The following is an 18,021-nucleotide window of genomic DNA, read 5'->3' as shown; positions in this document are numbered from 1 at the left end:
CAATTACATCAATGAAGAAAGAGGAAGCTCTCCAGCATCTGCACGATAACACCTTCCGGTCAGCGTTGGCTGAAAGTGTAGCGGCACTTGAGCGTTATTTCCAGCAAAACAAGGACCAGCTCGTATTGGAGTTCGTGGAGTCTTTTCGGCAAATGCTCCAGCATATTGACTTCATGCAGAACAACCAGGAGCTTCCCCCTGTCGGGTTTATTCACTACTCGATGCTTCGGACATCGGTATTGGATGGCACGCACACATTTTTGATGGAGGCTTATACGGAGCAATGGTACTGGGAGCCCGTGGAATGCTATGCACGGTATGATGCAGCATGGGTTTTGCAAGAGGTGTCCACGCTCATTCAGCTACTGGACGAACGCCGAAAAATGTACATGGGGATCATACACGCTGCTGATGTGGAGCATATGGTGCTAAAGGAAATGGAACTTTTCTGTCAGTTTGTCACAGCGCTTGCCCGAGTAGCGATTCCGGAAGTCATCCAACTACCTGAGTACCAACAAATTAGGAAAGCAGATCGTCTGTACATACGAGTGGGAGAATTCAAAGACATCAGTGAAGTGGTGTACGTAGAAGAGCGAATCAAGCGGGAGGAGAAGGAGAGCAAAAGCCTGCTTGGGCAATCGAAAGGAACGTTTTGCACCCATGAAACGTTCGCCCACATGGACTTGCCGCGAAGCAATGTGGATGCAATGGATTTGCGCTATTGCGATTTTAGTGGCAGTGATTTTACAGACAGTCAGTTCCGTGAGTGTATCCTATTCGGAACAAGGTGGGTAAGGAGCAAGCTTCAACGCGCAGATTTCAGCCATTCGCTTCTTTGTGATGCCGATTTTCGTCATGCTGACTTGAGCGGAGCCATCTTTTCTTATGCCGAGGGACAAGGAGTCAGTGCGGACGAGCTGCATCGTGTACCGGGCTTACTCGGTGTCCAATTTGCATATGCTGATTTGGAAGGAGCGGATTTTCGCCATTCTCGTCTGTATCATGCGAATTTTCAAGGAGCGAATATGCAGAATGCCGTTTTTTTCGAGAAGGACCGGGAGCGCTTTTCATTGAGTGAAACGCAAATACAGCAGATTGAGTGGAAAACGGAATAAAGGAGGCGGGATGACATGCGCGATTATTATTTGCTAGCAGATGACGGTCGAATGGCTCAAAAGGTCGTACCATCGGGTCTGGGGCTGCAAAAGGAAAACAGCTTCGAGCAACTCCCGCCGATATCCGTTCTTGAGGTTAACACGGATGGGACTCATGCCTACACAGATTGGTTAGAAAAGCCTCTACCGATGATTTCGGAGCGGATGAAAACCATTACTGCCAAATACAATCCGAGTGTACAATGGAAGCGCGTCGATATGATCGACAGCGAAACCAATCAACGAAACGTCTACTGGGCCATGCAAGTACCTGCTGTAGATTGCCTTTCCATGGAGACTGCGTTTCATTTGAATGGAACGGTAAAGAGGCTTGTATTGGATACCGATAAGATAAAGGTACATCATTTCTTTAAAGTTCAAGGGATTTTGGAGCCGTATATCGTGGTGAGTCTGGATGCTGCGGAAAGCTTCCTTCGCAGAAGCTTGAACGGATTTGTTTTGCAGAAAGTGGAGCAGGTGATGCGGAGGGAGCTATGACAATCTACTGGGATGAAAAGATTTTGGATGTATGGAACAGCATCCAGACACAGCGTCAGCTCGCTGAAATGGAAGAACAGCAGATGCAATTGACGCTTGCGGAGTGTCTGGATGGCGTGCGAAAAGGCTACTTGGAGTACGAAGGACGCAGGTTCGAATTCGCGGAGAGTGTCCTCTTTGACGGGAAGCTCGGCATTCAGTTGCCCCGTTCGATGCAGCTCATGCCGAGGGGGCGCGGGTCAAATCATCAGCACGAGCAGCTTACCTATAAAGAGGAAGATAGCGCGGTCATGCTCGGTATGAATCATATGGCACATCTGTTGCCGATGAGTGGAGTGGAGTCGTTTGTGCAGGCGATGACCGCACAAGTCAAAAAGGCACAGGCAGGCTTGCAGGTCGTACATAACGAGCTTATCGAGCTGGATGGATGCAGAATTGCCTGCAGCGAGTTCATCATTCCTATCGAGGACAAGTCGTACTATCAAATCTTGTTCGCAACATCGGTAAATGGGCGTGCACTACTCGGGAGCTTTCATTTTGAGTCCGAAGAAGTGCTCGTGTGGCAGCCTTTGGCCCATGCGTTGATTCGCACGCTTCGGGTAGAGCAAAATTTGATCATGACGTAACTAGGAGGTTTCCAATTGGAACAGCAGCAACAGCAATTGCAAGTGAGCGTGCCTGAAAATGAGCGGGTGATGTCGGTCAAGGATTGGGTAATTACTTTTTTAATTATGATGGTGCCCGTGGTCAATCTCGTGATGTACTTTGTTTGGGCATTTGGCAGTGAAGGCAACTTAAACAGAAAGAACTGGGCAAAAGCGAACTTGCTGATCCTAGGTGTTTGCATCGCTTTGTACTTGAGCGTCTTCTTTTTACTTATGATCTTGGCATTCATTGGAGCAGCAGTTGAACAATAGCTGGAGCGGTGGATTGGCAAAAAACATGGAGGGTATAGAATGGATCACCAAACGTATGTGGAAGGAAGCGTAGCGGAAAACGAAAAGGTCATGACGATGAAAGATTGGATCATAGTCTCGTTGTTCATGATGATTCCGATCGCGAATATTGTTTTGTTATTTATGTGGGCTTTTGGTTCAGATGGAAATCTGAATCGTAAAAACTTTGCCAAAGCTAGCTTGTTGTTTATGGCCATTCTATTGGGTTTATACTTCGTCTTTGGAACGATAACCGCAATTATCACGTTTATTATAATCGCCATGGAAGGGCAATAAGGGACAATACTAAGATGTCTACAAGGCATATTCCAACTCGAATCACCGAGGAGGAATATGCCTTAATTTTTTGACCAGACCATTACACCAGCTTTGCTTTTTTGACGTGCTTTTTCATCAGCAAATTGCCAAAATAGCAGCCGAGCAATCCGCCGACAAACGAAATCGAGCACATGAGCAAGATCATGCTAGGGGTTTCAAAGTAATAGAGCATCGCAGAAAGCTGCTCGGGTGTATAGCTTTTTTCCAAGGTCGCGAGATACGATTCGCGGAAGAATATAAGCGGGACAACCCCGCAAAGCGAATAGCCGACATAAAAAACAGAATAGCTGATCGCATTGCGCACAGGATGAAGATAAGAGCCTTTTCCCCACAGGATCAGTTCGCAGATGAGTCCAATAACAGCTAAGGTAAGTAAGTAATTCGCGTAGCCAAAACCGACAAAGTACAATCCAGTCAAGACAGCTGTAAAAAATAGAGTCCCAGGCTTGGCGATTTTATTAGACATGACCATATAAATTGGACCATTGAGTAGTGCGGTAAAGCCACCAACCAGTAAATGAGAAACTACGGTAATAATCGGGGCAATGGTCATCAGTATCAGCATGACAACGTTAAAGATCGCGAGTGTAATAATATCGCGCATGGTCCATCTGCTGCTTTGGGCAGCTAACGACGTTTGGGCTTGCATGTAGTAACATCCTCCCTCAGACATAAGTAGCCGATCAGCTTTACTAACCTTCTCTACTTGCGAACCCCCTTTTGTAGATATACTGGAAAACAGTTTGCTAACCAAGCAGGTGTCGTACGTACGGTTGTCAGTATAAGAACACAATATTGATAATGAGAATCGTTGTCAAAGTAAGAAAAGCCCGAATTTCAATATTTTGGCATATATTTCGAGCTTTTTCGCCTATTATCTCTATATTTTTCCGTTTTTCTAGAACAATCGCCAAAATATTACAAGGAGGTGGAATTGCAAAATAATCATTCAGGTGAAGGTAGGACGAGATAAACGGGGAAAATCGCTGGAATATACCAGAAAACGGAAAAGAGAGGCCTTGTATATATTTGGCAATTATGCATGAGAATCATTATCATGTACGTTGTATCAAATCGTTTTAGCAAGAGACGCAATCGAGGAGGAACAATAAGCATGGATACGAGAACGAAATCATGGCTGCTTACTCAGCCTCAAGCAAAAGACAGCATTCGCCTGTTTTGCTTCCCTTATGCAGGGGGAGGGGCCTCTATTTACAGGGGATGGGCGCAGGCTTTTCCTAGTGATGTCGGTGTTTACCCGGTTCAACTGCCAGGGAGGGAAAATAGAATTGCCGAGCGAGCGTACGCAGATATGGGAGTGCTGGTGGAGGAGCTGGCTCAATTGATTTATCCGTATTTGGATCGCCCGTTTCTATTTTTCGGTCACAGTATGGGAACGCGTATCGCCTTTGAGCTGGCGCGTACCGTACGGAGCAAATGGGGGCGTCTTCCACTTGGCCTCATCGTTTCAGGAGGACGTGCTCCACACTTCCCGGAGCCAAAGCCTATTTACCATTTGCCTGATGATGAATTTGTTGAGGCACTGCGACGTTTTTCCGGGACACCAGAGGCGATCCTGCAAAGCAAGGAGCTTATGGAGTTGTTCATGCCACTGTTGCGTGCGGACTTTACTCTCGACGAAACATACGTGTATGCGGAGGAGCCCCCGCTTGATTGCCCGATTGCTGCGTATTGCGGGACAGAGGATCAGGAAGCCACGCAGGAAGAAATGGAGGCGTGGGCTAGTCATACAAGTGCCGGATTTACGTTGGAAATGGTAGACGGCGGGCATTTTTTCCTGACGACAAACAAAGAGGTGCTCCTGAAATCTGTAACCAGAATGATCGGACAATACCGGAGTGCGGCAGCAGGAAAAGGGGAGCGCTAAAGGGATGCAGCATATGCAACAGGTGCAAATAATCCACTTGTCTGAGAGGACAAAATCAGCGCTAGAGGAATCGTCTTCACTGTTCTTAGCTAAAGGGGAAGTACATATTTGGCTGACGTTTATGCAGGCATGGGAACACAGTATGCAGGAGCTGGAAGGCATGCTGTCTGCCGAAGAACTCGATAAACGGGCACGATATCATTTCGACGCAGACAGGAAGCGTTATGTTGTCGCACATGGACTACTGAGAAGGATGATTGGGCGTTATCAACGGATTTCTCCGCGCGCGGTTCAATGGGAGTGCGAGGAGAATGGAAAACCGTTTTTATGTGGACCAAACAGTGATTCCGAAGCACTTTATTTCAATCTGTCGCACTCGCATGAGCTTGTGGCGGTCGCTTTTTCACGCGATCGCCTTCTCGGCGTTGACGTGGAGCATTTGCGACACATCCCGGAAATGGACCAACTCATGGGCTACTTTCATCCTGCGGAGAAAGAGAGATTCTTACGATTGCCTTCTGGGGAGAGACAGCAGGCCTTTTTTGAGTACTGGACAAGCAAGGAGGCTTTTGTCAAAGCGACAGGGGAGGGCCTGAGCCGTCCTCTCGATTCTTTTTTCATGGAAAAACAGGATGGCAGCTTCAAGGTAAACGGAGATGGAATCAGGAGCGGGGATTGGAAAATTTACGGGTTTATGCCTGCCAGAGGCTATGCGGGAGCAGTTGCAATCGGGATTGGAAGATCGTAAATCTGAGTAGGTAAAATGAGAATGTTCTATTATACTGATAAACTTTATCGGGTTTAATGAGACTATATAAGTGTGTAAGAATATGGAAATCTTACAATGAGAAACGAAGAAATCGTGAGAAAACGGAAGATAATCCAACCTATTTTTCCCAAATGTAGAAAAAACAGCTTACGGATGAAATTGACAATGAGAATCACTATCAATATCTTGTTGTTAGACAAACCAACATGATGAATGCAACGACAAGGCAGTACTCTGCATGACCCGGCTTCGGGCGCAAAAAGCGACCCGCAGTTACACAGGAGGAGGACGGAATGAGAGTAAGTACGGAGTGGTATGAGCAAGCTGCAATAACTTATGAACAGCGTGGGTATTGGGAGCCGCTGACACTTGGGCAGCAATTGCGCAAATGGGCGGAACAGTACCAGAACAAAGAAGCGCTGGTGGAGGACGAGGAGAGGCTCACTTATAGCGAGCTAGACAGCAAAGTGGATGCGCTTGCTTCTGGTTTTTATCACATGGGAATTCAAAAAGGCGACAATGTAGCTGTCCAGCTTCCGAATCGAATTTCTTTCGTACTGACTTGCTTTGCCCTGTTTCGCATCGGCGCTGTGCCGATTCTCGTATTGCCTGCCCACAGAGAGGCTGAATTGGACGGGATTTTTGCACTCGCGAAGCCAGTTGCCTACATCCTTCCAACGACGTTTCTCGGTTTTGATTACACGAAGATGGCAGAACATTTAGTCAAAAAACATGCGTCTGTCAAATTTGTCATGACGGATGGCGATAGTTCGATTGGGAAGAACTTGGCAGAAATTAGCGGACCGCCAATCGAGCTGGAAGCCCCTTCGTACAAAGACACTGCGCTATTGCTGTTGTCTGGCGGTACGACAGGGATACCCAAGCTGATTCCGAGAACCCATGCGGATTACGTCTACAATGCAAAAGCAACCGCAGCTCGTTGCCAACTGACAGAACGAAGCGTCTATCTCGCAGTTTTGCCGATTGCACATAATTTCCCTCTGTGCTGCCCGGGTATCTTAGGCACACTGTCCGTTGGCGGCAAGATCGTGCTATGTAAAACAACCAGCTGCGACGAAGCTTTTCCGCTGATCGAGAAGGAGCGTGTGACGATTACCGGCCTCGTGCCTTCGATCGTGCAAGTATGGCAGGAGGTACTGGAATGGGATACATCAAGTGACTTGTCGAGTCTGGAAGTCCTTCAGGTTGGAGGCTCCATGCTGGATGATAATCTCGCCAGCCGCATCACGCGAGAATGGAAATGCAAGCTCCAGCAAGTATTTGGAATGGCCGAGGGGCTCATCTGCTGCACATCACTGGATGATCCAGAGTCGATCATTACCAGCTGCCAGGGCCGTCCGATTTCCGAAGCGGATGAAGTGCGAATCGTGGATGAGCATGGAAATGATGTCGCGCCAGGCGAATACGGAGAGCTGATTGTACGGGGACCGTATACCATTCACGGCTACTACAGAGCGGAGGAACAAAACCGCGAGAGCTTTACGCCTGATGGTTTTTACCGCTCTGGGGACAAGGCTAGGATCACGACAGAAGGAAATATTCAAATCGGTGGACGGATCAAAGAGCAAATCAACCGAGCGGGCGAAAAAATCATGCCGGCTGAAGTAGAGTCGTACCTGCGCATGCACCCAGCTGTTAAAGACGCTGCACTGATCACACTTCCCGATCCAGTGCTGGGCGAGAAAAGCTGCGCATTTTTGATCACCGACGACGAAACGATCAGCCTGGCGGTCATCCATGCCTTCTTCCAGGAAAAAGGAGTGGCGCGCTACAAAATGCCAGACCAAATCGAACTCATCGATTACTGGCCGCTGACGAGCGTCGGAAAAGTCAATAAAGCCAAGCTAAAAGAATTGGCGTTAGCGCCAAAGTCCGAGACGAAACCAGCAGAAATCGCTTATCTGGAAGAGACATTTGCTTTTGCGGGTGATCCGCATATGGCAGCGGCCCTGATTGCAGAGCGCAGTGGGTATGAAAACTACCTGCTCTATGAAAACGGAGACGAGCTGTCGCTAGGAATGGGGATTCATGCGCTTCTTTACGTAGATGGGGAGCAGACGACTTTAACTTATCGCAACGAGACTTTCCGTTTCGACAACAACGAGCTTAGTGAGACGCTGGAAAAAGCAATGGCACAGGTGCCGATTCAAAACTGGCGCGCATATGGAACCGTCAATTTTGGCATGGCGCGTTATTATCAAGGCTTGCCGCTAAAGCCTGAAGAGGATTGCTTGCTCAAGCTGTTTATTCCGGAGGTCGAGCTGCGCTTCAACAAAGGTACGGTCCTATTGCGAGCCTTGCATGAAGAGAAGCGGAGCGAATTCAGCGAACTCCTGCGCGACCTGTCGATGAATTCGCAAGGCGAGCAACAGCTGACCCAAAGAGTGGACAAACCGAAGCTGTTCGTCCCTCAAGCCGATACATACGACGCTGAAGCCTACATGCAGAATGTGGCGGAAGGTGTACGAGAGATTCAGGAACGCAAATACCACAAGGTCATCTTGTCGCGAAAAATTCCGCTTGATCACGAGCTGGATCTGGTTGCGAGCTATGTTGCTGGCAGACGAGTGAATACCCCGGCACGCTCTTTCCTCGTTAGCTTGGACGGTCTCGGTGTGGCTGGATTTAGCCCGGAGACGGTTGTAGAGGTCGATAGCGACGGATGGGTGAGTACCTTCCCACTCGCGGGAACACGGGCAAAAGGCAGCAGCGAAGAAGAGGCGAACAGGCTCAAGGAAGAGCTGCTAAATGACCCGAAGGAAATTGCGGAGCACGCTGTTTCCGTCAAGCTGGCATTCGAAGAGCTAAATAGTGTTTGCGATTCGACGACGATCGTCTTGAACGATTTTATGTCAGTAGCGAGCCGAGGAACCGTTCAGCATATCGCTTCTCGCTTGAAAGGGAAACTGAAACAAGAATGCAATTCGTGGGATGCCTTCCGCGCATTGTTCCCGGCTGTTACCGCCTCGGGAATCCCGAAAAAAGAATCGATTGAAGCGATTGGCAGATTGGAGACCGTGCCACGAAGCCTATACAGCGGGTGCGTCATGACATTTGACAGCGACGGTGCGATGGATGCGGCTCTCGTGCTGCGAACAATTTATCAAAAGGACAACCAGGCTTGGCTGCATGCTGGAGCTGGTGTCGTCGAAATGTCTTTGCCGTCCAGAGAACTGGAAGAAACGCGTGAAAAGCTGAGCAGCTTCTCCAGGCAGCTGGTTGGAAGGGAATAGGGGCTTGCACGAGAGAGGAGGGAACGAGGATGTCCAAAATGCTCAATGACAGTCAGATTGCAAGTCCCGCCGCTTCCTTGAGCTATGAGGAGATGAAGAGGCAAATTCAGGCGCTGCTACCCGCGCCTGTCGCGTTTTCCGATGATCAAAACCTGATCGAGCTGGGGCTGGATTCCTTGCAAATGATGAGGATGGCCAACAAATGGCGCAAGGAAGGCGTGAAGGTTACATTTGCCGAGTTGGTCGGTGCTCCTACCTTGCGTGATTGGCAGGCGTTGCTGCAAAAAAGCAGCGCCTCGCTTCCACGTGTGGACGAAAGGAAAGCAGATGTGGAAGTAGAGGTGAATGTACCCTTCCCGCTCACCGATGTGCAATACGCTTACTGGATTGGACGCCAGGATGATCAGCCTCTCGGAGGAGTCGGGTGCCACGCGTACTTGGAAATCGATGGTGCGGGCGTGGAGCCGGATCGATTGGAAACAGCGTGGGGCAAGCTGCTGATGCATCATCCGATGCTTCGAGCCAGATTTTTGGCGGATGGACAGCAAGAGGTGATGAGTGTCCCGATGGCCACTGGTGTACCGATCCATGATCTGCGGTCTTTTTCTGAGGACGAATTGGCAAGGGAGCTAGACCGTATACGAGATCGGCTGTCTCATCGTCGTCTGGCGGTGGAAGCGGGAGAAGTAGCCGGCTTGGAGCTGAGCTTGTTGCCAGAAGGCCGTACCCGCATCCATTTTGATCTGGATTTGCTGGTCGCTGACGTACAGAGTCTGCACATCGTATTACGCGATTTGGCGGCAGCTTATGCACGAGACATCCAGCCTGCTGCCCCGACCAATTGGAGCTTTGCCCATTATCTGGAGCAAGAGGCACAACGCCGGGCACAGGACAGACAGGAAGCAGCCCGCTATTGGCAGGAGCGCCTTTCCACATTGCCGGGAGCGCCAGGCTTGCCCCTGAAAGAAAAGCCGGAAATGATCAAGTCGCCTGTTTTTACACGACGAACGCATTTCATGAAGGCAGCCGATTGGGCCATTTTGCAAAAACGATCCGCAGCACATCGCGTCACTCCAGCGATGGTACTGTTAGCGGCTTATGCAGAGGTACTGGATCGTTGGAGCACCCAGTCGCAGTTTCTCATCAACATTCCGTTATTCGATCGCCAAACCGGAGACGCGGGAATCGAAGACGTCGTTGCCGATTTTACCAATCTGCTACTGCTAGCAGTTGACATGCGGGAGCCATCCTCTTTTCTTTCGCGTGTGCAATCTGTACAATCGCAATTTCATCAAGATGTGGCACATGCCGCTTATTCCGGGGTACAGCTACAGCGCGACCTAGCGCGTGTCCGTCGGGGAGAGCGGGATTTTGCCCCGGTGGTGTTCGCGTGCAATTTGGGTACGCCGCTGATCAATGACGAATGCCGAGACACATTGGGCAAGCTCTCTTACATGATCTCGCAAACGCCGCAAGTATGGCTCGATTTCCAGTCGTATGAAATGGACGGAGGACTCCTGCTGGCGTGGGATGCGGTTGATGAGCTGTTTCCTGACGGGATGATTGACCAAATGTTCGGCGCCTTTTGCCAGCTGATGGATTCCTTGGCGATGGAGGACAATGACTGGCAAGCTACATCCGTGCTGCTTCCCGGTTTGGAACAGAAGAGGAATGATCAGGCTGTAGACGCTTCCCAATCGCAACAGAGTCAATGCTTGCACAGCGCATTTTTTGCCTATGCAAGAGAGAATCCGCAAGAGATGGCCCTAATCGATAGTCATGCTTCCGCTACTTATTCGTATGGCGAGTTAGCGCAGTACGCACTGCAGATTGCAGCGTATCTCCAAAAGCAAGGTGTTGAAGCAGGAGACCCTGTGGCAGTCAGCCTACCGCGCGGAATCGATCAAGTGGCGGCGGTTCTCGGTATCGTGGCACGAGGAGCATGCTACGTCCCAGTCGGAATTGGGCAGCCTTCTACAAGGCGTGAGCGCATTCATCAAAAAGCGGGGATTCGCTATGTGCTTACGGATACGGAGCTGGTGCAGACGCTTGTGTGGCCGGAAGATGCTGTTGTTCTGTCCGTTACGGATGCGTTGAATGTCTCACCGCTGGCTGAACCCGTGCCGATTTCTTTTGACAGTCTTGCCTACATCATCTTTACTTCTGGCTCTACGGGTGAACCAAAAGGGGTAGAAATCAGTCATTCCGGGGCGTGGAACACCATTTCAGAAATAAACAGACGCTATGGAATTGGGCAAACGGATCGGATTTTGGCGGTTTCCTCGCTTGATTTTGACCTGTCTGTTTATGACCTGTTCGGATTGCTCAGTGTAGGCGGTTCGATTGTACTCATTGGCGAAGAGTTGCGACGGGATGCAGCTCATTGGGCGAGATTGGTCGACCAGCATCAGGTGACGCTGTGGAACTCTGTGCCTGTGCTGCTCGATATGCTCTTGATCGCTGCGGAGAGCGGACTGTACGAGAGTTTACCACTTCGGCTGGCGATGCTTTCCGGGGACTGGATCGGTCTCGATTTGCCGCAACGCCTGAACCAGCTCGCACCGAACAGCCAGCTTGTGGCGATGGGGGGAGCGACAGAAGCATCGATCTGGTCCAACTTTTTTGATGTTACGTTGCCCTTGCCCGCTCATTGGACATCGATTCCGTACGGTCGACCGCTCGCGAATCAGGCTTATCGGGTTGTCGATGCCCATGGACGTGATTGCCCTGATTGGGTAGAGGGGGAATTGTGGATTGGCGGAGCAGGTGTGGCAGTAGGCTATCGGGGTGATCCTGCGCTGACCGCAGAGCGCTTTGTCAACTGGAACGGTTCACGCTGGTATCGGACTGGTGATCTCGGACGCTACTGGCAGGATGGGACCATTGAATTTCTCGGGCGCAAGGACTTCCAGGTGAAAATTAGGGGGCATCGCATCGAGCTGGGTGAAATCGAATCGGCTATGAAGCAGCATCCGGGGATTCGTGATGCAGTTGTGACAGCAGTAGGTGATCCCCGCGAGAATAGGCAGCTGGTTGGGTATGTGGTGCCTGAACGGGAAAGTGAATCAGCGCTGTTTGATCGTGTAGAGGCAGAACCGAAAAAGAGCGAAGAACTGTGGGCAGATGTTCTGGAGACGGGGCGTGTGCAGACCTTGTCGGAGCATTTTGCAAGCATCAAACCTGAAGATTTCTCATCGTTTTGGGCGTATAAGGAGCAACTTGCCGTTCGATTCATCTACCGCGCATTGGAGATGGCGGGAGTGAATTTTGAACCACACGCCACATACTCTCTCGATGATTTGATGCAGAGCTGCAGGATTCAAGAACGTTATCGCGGGCTGGTCAGACAGTGGCTTCAATCATTGGAGGACGAAGGTTTTGTCCGTAAAGACAAATCGGATGTTTATAGCATCACGCAGGCGAGCCTGACTGAATGGCTGGAAAAGTCGCAAGTCTCTCAAGTATCGCCTGCATGGGAACAACAAGCACAAGCTCTTGTGCGTTACTTGGAGCAAGTCAATGACAAGAGTGTTGCGCTTTTGCGTAGTGAGCTTGATCCGTTAGCCCATTTCTTCTCGGAGGAATTAAGTCTGACTCCGAATGATCTGATGCAGACACTTCCTGGTGCAAAGCATCGAGACAGTGCAGCACTGGCGATGGTTGAAAGTCTTGTACATCGTTTGGGAGAAAGGTCTGAACCGATACGTGTTCTGGAAATTGGTGCGAGGAGCCTGACGCTGACGGAATCATTGCTGGCTGCGCTCCCGGCAGATGCAGCACATTTTACATGCACAGACACCTCGACTTTCTTTACGAAGGCAGCAAAAGCGAGATTCCGGGCGTATCCGTTTGTGCACTATCAGCTGCTGGATATCGATCAAAGTCCACAATCGCAAGGCTTTGAAGCACATCAGTTCGACGTTGTAATCGCCTCTGATTCCCTGCATCGTGCGAAAAACATCGGTGTGGCCCTCTCGCATGTACAAAGCCTTTTGGCTCCGGGAGGCATGCTGATTTTGCTGGAGATGACGCGCAACAGCCGATTGCAGCAAATCAGCACGGCATTTCTCGAAGATGGCTTTACGCATTTCGAAGACGAGCGGCGGAATGAACAGCGCCCCTTGTTGTCGGTGGAAGCATGGCAGCAAGCCTTGCAGCAGCAATCCTTCGCACAAATGGCAGCTTTCCCGGAACAGAACGATTTGGGTCAGCATGTACTGGTTGCGCATGCGCCACTACAAGCCAAGCGCTTCAACGCTGCACAACTATCCGGCTTCTTGAGTCAAAAGCTGCCTGATTACATGGTTCCGACCGCTTTTCTTTTGTTGAACGAACTGCCACTTTCTGCAAACGGCAAGGTAGATCGGCAAGCCCTGCCGACTCCTGACAGCCTGATGAAGGCCAAAGCAGAAAAAGGGTATACAGCTCCAACGACACCGATCGAAACAGCACTCGCGGCTATTTGGTGCCAGCTGTTTGAAGTGGAACGGGTAGGGGTCACAGACAACTATTTCGAGCTCGGCGGAGATTCGCTATTGGCAACCAGACTCAGTGCGATGGTTCGTAGCAAGCTTGCAGTAGAGCTGTCGTTAGGGCGCATTTTTGAAAAGCCGACGATTACCGGACTTGCCCAGCATGTGCAGACGCTATTGGAACAAACAGAAACAGCGTCAGGCTTGCCCGCAATTGTACTAGCACCACAAGACAGGCATCAGCCGTTCCCGCTAACAGATATCCAGCAAGCCTACTGGGTCGGGCGCAGTGGTGTTTACGCCTTGGGGCATGTCTCCACGCATTGCTATTTCGAAATCGAAGGGCAGCAATTGGACCTGGAGCGGATCAACCTGGCTTGGCAACGATTAATTGACCACCATGAAATGATGCGGGTCGTGATTTTGCCGGATGGCTGGCGTCAGCAGATTTTGGAGCAGGTTCCTGCTTACCGGATCGAGGTCACGGATTTGCGGAACCAATCGGCTGAAGAAGCTGAGTCCGAGCTGCAAGCGATTCGGAAAGAAATGTCCCATCAGGTATTGTCTACGGATGTGTGGCCGTTGTTTGACGTGCGCGCCTCCCGCTTTGGAGAGGAACGGGTTCGCCTGCATATCAGCTTTGACAACCTGATTTTTGACGGGTGGAGCATGTTCCACCTCTTGAGCGAGTGGACGAGGCTGTATCATGAGCCAGACGCGTCTTTGGCGCCACTGGACCTGAGCTTCCGCGATTATGTCCTGGCGCAAGAAGAGCTGAAATCAACCGAGCTATACCAACGCGATCTGGACTATTGGATGTCCCGCCTGCCAGATTTGCCGCCTGCGCCACAGCTGCCTTTGGCGAAAAATCCTGACACGATTACTGAGCAGCGCTTCCATCGTTTAGAAGCCAGACTCAATCGCCAAGCGTGGCAGCGACTCAAAAAGCGGACAGCAGAGGTCGGTCTGACGCCTTCCGGGATTTTGCTGACAGCGTATGCCGAAACCCTCGGTGCATGGAGCAAGAGTTCGCGTTTTACGATCAACCTGACGCAATTCAATCGACTGCCGTTGCATGAGCAGGTTAACGAAATCGTGGGGGACTTCACTACGTTGACCTTGCTGGCAGTCGAGCTGTCCGCTGGCGTGACGATATTGGAACGAGGTAGGAATTTGCAGCAGCAGCTATGGCGCGATTTGGACCATCCTTATGTGGGCGGGGTTCAAGTCCAGCGTGAATTGGCGAAGCAAACAGGGGAGCACAACGGTGTTGCCATGCCGATCGTCTTTACGAGCGCCTTGGGTGTGGAGCAATGGAGTGGGTCTGACTCCGATGGAAAATGGCTGGGCAAGCTCGTCTACAACATCACGCAGACGCCGCAGGTATGGCTGGACCATCAGGTGGTTGAGCAAGACGGAGAACTGCTGTTGATCTGGGATGCCGTAGAAGGACTGTTCCCAGAAGGACTCCTTGCCGACATGTTTACGGCTTATTGCGAACTGCTGCATCGACTGACAGAAGAGGAAGCGGTCTGGCAAGAGTCAGCACCTAGTCTGATCGCTGTCCCACGACTGGAAGAAAGAATTGCCGCAAATGATACGACAGCGCCTGTATCCACAGAAACTCTCGTCGGACTATTTGCCAAACAAGCTGCATGCCAAACGGATCAACCTGCCGTGGTCTCCACGCAGCGGACGTTGACTTATGGGGAGCTTGCAGACGCTGCTGACCAAATCGCGAAGAGGCTGCGTTCGCAAGGAGTCCAACCGAATACGTTGGTCGCTGTTGTAATGGAAAAGGGCTGGGAGCAGGTCGTAGCCACGCTCGGGATTATGAAATCCGGGGCGGCTTATCTGCCGATCGATCCGCTGCACCCAGAGGAACGACGTTCTCAGCTTTTGCATGATGGGCAAGTACAAATCGTGCTGACGCAGTCTTGGTTGGATGAGCGATTGGGCTGGCCTGCGGATGTGGAGCGGCTGATTGTGGATCAGATGACGACAAGGGATGAGGCAAGCACGGTGAATGCAGTAGTACCAGGTGCCGGGCAGCTGGAGGATTTGGCCTATGTCATCTATACATCCGGGTCAACGGGCCTGCCAAAAGGAGTTATGATCGACCATCGAGGCGCGGTCAACACGATTGAAGATATCAACCAACGATTTGCAGTGGGGCCACAAGATCGTGTGCTCGCCTTGTCCAATCTGAATTTCGATTTGTCGGTCTATGACATTTTCGGCATGCTTGCCGCGGGTGGAACAATCGTCATGCCGGATGCTGATAAAACCAAAGACCCTGCACACTGGCTAGAGTGGCTGGAAGCTGAGCAGGTGACGGTGTGGAACACAGTTCCGGCGCTGATGCAGATGCTGATCGAATACGCCGTGGGGAGAAACCTTCACTTGCCGCATTCGTTGCGTCTCGTCTTGCTGAGCGGTGATTGGATTCCACTGGATTTGCCTGACAAAATCAAGTCGTTTTTCCCTCACGTTCAGGTGATCGGTTTGGGTGGAGCAACAGAGGCCTCAATCTGGTCAAACTTTTTCGCTATCGAAGACATCGATCCTAGCTGGAAAAGCATTCCGTACGGTCGCCCGATGATCAACCAGCGCTACCATGTGCTGAACGAATCGATGGGGGATTGCCCTATTTGGGTGCCGGGACAGCTATTAATAAGTGGCATTGGGCTCGCCAAAGGCTATTGGAGAGATGAAAACAAGACGAATGAGAAATTCATCACGCATCCGCGGACAGGAGAACGACTGTACCGCACGGGGGATTTGGGCCGTTACTTACCAGATGGCACGCTGGAGTTTCTCGGTCGGGAAGATTTCCAGGTGAAAATCAGAGGGCATCGGATTGAGCTGGGCGAGATCGAGACGGCACTGAAGCGTCATGACGGGCTCAAAGACGTTGTCGTGGCTGTGCCAGATGATGGAGTGGATGAAAAGCGCTTGGTCGGGTATGTGGTGCTGGATCGCCAAAAGGATTCCACGTTATTCGAAACAGAGCAAGCCGATCCCGCTGCAAGTGCTGCTCGTTGGCAGGCAATCAACAGCATGGGTCACGCGCAGGCCGATACCATTCCCGCGACGAGTGTCGATTTGGAAGCCGTCACACAATTCCTGATGGAGGCTGACCGTGTAAGCACCGCCTACATGTGCCACACGCTTGTGCATATGGGAATGTTCTCGCAAGTAGGAGACAGCGCTTCGATCACGGAGCTCATGAATCGTTTTCAGATTCATCCGCGTTATCAGACCTTGCTTGCGCATTGGCTGGAAGTGCTAGTAGAAGAGGGCTTGCTGGAAAAACACGCTGCGGGTACGTACATAAGTCTGCGTTCCTTGCATGAAGGTGTGCCGGATGAGGTTCTGTCAGCTCCTTCGCTTCGTACGGAATCAGCACGAGAGCTCGAAGCTGTCTTCCGTCGCGACTATCCGTTGTTTATTGGTCTGTTAACCGGTGAGCTCGATCCGCTGGAGCTATTTCTAGCAGAAGATGCCTTCTTAACACCTGCGGGATTGAGCCGATTTGACCTGACGCGGGAGTTTTACAAAAGTCTTGCCGGGACGGTGCTTGGCAGCATCGTAAACCACCATCCGTCTGACAAGACACTGCGGGTGCTAGAGCTTGGCACGAGAGCCGGAAGCTTGACGCAAACGCTGGTGTCCACCTTGCCAGCAGAACGCAGTCGTTATTTGTACGTCGACGAATCTTCCTTTTTTACCGACAGGGCAAAGAAGGAGTGGGGAGAGCAGGCCCCGCTGGAATACGGTCAGCTTGACATGAACGTAGCACCGCTTGCGCAAGGCTATGAGCCGCATTCGTTTGACGTCATTGTTGCGGACAATACGCTGCATCGCGCTCGTGATATAGGGAAAACCCTTGCGAACTTGAAAGGGCTGCTCGCACCTGGGGGACTTCTGTTCCTGGTTGAGTCGACTCGCAACAGTCGTCTGCTGCTAACCACTGTCGGCTTCTTCGAGGATGGGTTTAGCCATCTGGAGGATGAGCGCAAAGCCAATCATCTTCCGCTGTTTACAGTAGAGCAATGGCGAGCGTGCTTGGAAAAACAAGGCTTCACCAACGTCCTTGCCATTCCGGATAAAGGTCAGGCCGCAGAGGCGTTCGATCGCCATCTGATTGTGGCGCAAGCACCGGAAGTAGTTCGTTTGTTCCAGCCAGAAAAGTTGTCCGAAGCCCTGCGGAATAGCTTGCCTGACTACATGGTGCCAAGCGAGTACGTGCTGCTAGATGAACTGCCTCTATCTGCCAATGGAAAAGTAGATCGAAAAGCAATCACAAAGCTTGGCAAAAGAAAGGCAAGCATGCCGAAAAAGACGCATGTAGCACCTTCCAACGAGCTCGAAGTCAAGCTCGCAAGCGTCTGGGAAGAGGTGCTTGGTGTAGGGGAAATCGGCATCCACGATAGCTTTTTTGCACGGGGTGGAGACTCATTGCGCGCGATCCAATGCCTCAATCTTTTGAGAGAGAGATACCAGATTGATTTGTCTCTGCAAAGCTTGTTTGAAGCTTCCACGATTTGCACCCTAGCTGAGCTGATCAAGACGAGCACACAGGCAACGGAGGATCTCGCAGCGGATTTTGACGAGGGTACCATTTAAATAAAGAAAAACCGCAGATGAGTAGGTGGGCTGCGACTCGGTGGCAGGCGCAGCCCCGCCTTCTCTTGGTAGAAAAAAGCGGG

Annotated in this window: 10 protein-coding genes; 9 read left to right on the top strand and 1 reads right to left on the bottom strand. The window is 51.0% G+C overall.

Annotated elements, in window-relative coordinates; genetic code table 11:
- The first annotated feature begins 11 nt into the window (after positions 1-11).
- Genes C7R93_RS20075 through C7R93_RS20055 form a run of 5 tightly spaced genes read left to right on the top strand, consistent with a single transcriptional unit; the run spans position 12 to position 2,884 of the window.
- On the top strand, positions 12-1,115 hold the full coding sequence (locus C7R93_RS20075) for a pentapeptide repeat-containing protein (RefSeq protein WP_106840476.1): 1,104 nt from the start codon (positions 12-14) through the stop codon (positions 1,113-1,115).
- A 15-nt stretch (positions 1,116-1,130) separates the two neighbouring features.
- Positions 1,131-1,652 carry an imm11 family protein gene (locus tag C7R93_RS20070; RefSeq protein ID WP_106840475.1) on the top strand — a complete coding sequence of 174 codons (522 nt, stop codon included), beginning with the start codon at positions 1,131-1,133 and terminating at the stop codon, positions 1,650-1,652.
- On the top strand, positions 1,649-2,278 hold the full coding sequence (locus tag C7R93_RS20065) for a hypothetical protein (RefSeq protein ID WP_106840474.1): 630 nt from the start codon (positions 1,649-1,651) through the stop codon (positions 2,276-2,278). The genes C7R93_RS20070 and C7R93_RS20065 overlap by 4 nt, the downstream gene beginning before the upstream one ends.
- 15 nt (positions 2,279-2,293) lie before the next feature.
- Complete coding sequence (locus C7R93_RS20060; RefSeq protein WP_106840473.1) at positions 2,294-2,569, top strand: hypothetical protein; 276 nt, start codon at positions 2,294-2,296, stop codon at positions 2,567-2,569.
- 39 nt (positions 2,570-2,608) lie between these two features.
- Entirely contained in the window at positions 2,609-2,884 is a 276-nt protein-coding gene (locus C7R93_RS20055; RefSeq protein ID WP_106840472.1) for a hypothetical protein, read from the top strand.
- A gap of 82 nt (positions 2,885-2,966) precedes the next feature.
- On the opposite strand, the gene C7R93_RS20050 is transcribed toward C7R93_RS20055, so the two are convergent.
- The gene (locus C7R93_RS20050) at positions 2,967-3,575 is read right to left on the bottom strand and encodes an MptD family putative ECF transporter S component (RefSeq protein WP_106840471.1); all 609 of its coding nucleotides are present in this window, start codon (positions 3,573-3,575) and stop codon (positions 2,967-2,969) included.
- Positions 3,576-4,040: 465 nt separating this feature from the next.
- On the opposite strand from C7R93_RS20050, the gene C7R93_RS20045 reads away from it, so the two are divergent.
- The 4 genes from C7R93_RS20045 to C7R93_RS20030 all read left to right on the top strand — a co-directional run bounded on the left by C7R93_RS20045 (position 4,041) and on the right by C7R93_RS20030 (position 17,938).
- A complete protein-coding gene (locus C7R93_RS20045) occupies positions 4,041-4,814 on the top strand; it encodes a thioesterase II family protein (protein ID WP_106840470.1) in 774 nt (257 codons plus the stop codon).
- Positions 4,815-4,818: 4 nt separating this feature from the next.
- On the top strand, positions 4,819-5,562 hold the full coding sequence (locus C7R93_RS20040) for a 4'-phosphopantetheinyl transferase family protein (protein WP_167402485.1): 744 nt from the start codon (positions 4,819-4,821) through the stop codon (positions 5,560-5,562).
- Positions 5,563-5,876: 314 nt separating this feature from the next.
- Entirely contained in the window at positions 5,877-8,837 is a 2,961-nt protein-coding gene (locus tag C7R93_RS20035; protein WP_106840469.1) for a salicylate synthase, read from the top strand.
- Positions 8,838-8,866: 29 nt separating this feature from the next.
- Positions 8,867-17,938, top strand: a complete 9,072-nt coding sequence (locus C7R93_RS20030; RefSeq protein WP_106840468.1) for a non-ribosomal peptide synthetase — start codon at positions 8,867-8,869, stop codon at positions 17,936-17,938.
- The last annotated feature ends 83 nt before the right edge of the window (positions 17,939-18,021 follow it).

Origin of the sequence: Brevibacillus fortis (assembly GCF_003013395.1) — a bacterium.
Classification (GTDB): Bacteria; Bacillota; Bacilli; order Brevibacillales; family Brevibacillaceae; genus Brevibacillus; species Brevibacillus fortis.
This window is presented reverse-complemented; position numbering and strand designations above follow the sequence as displayed.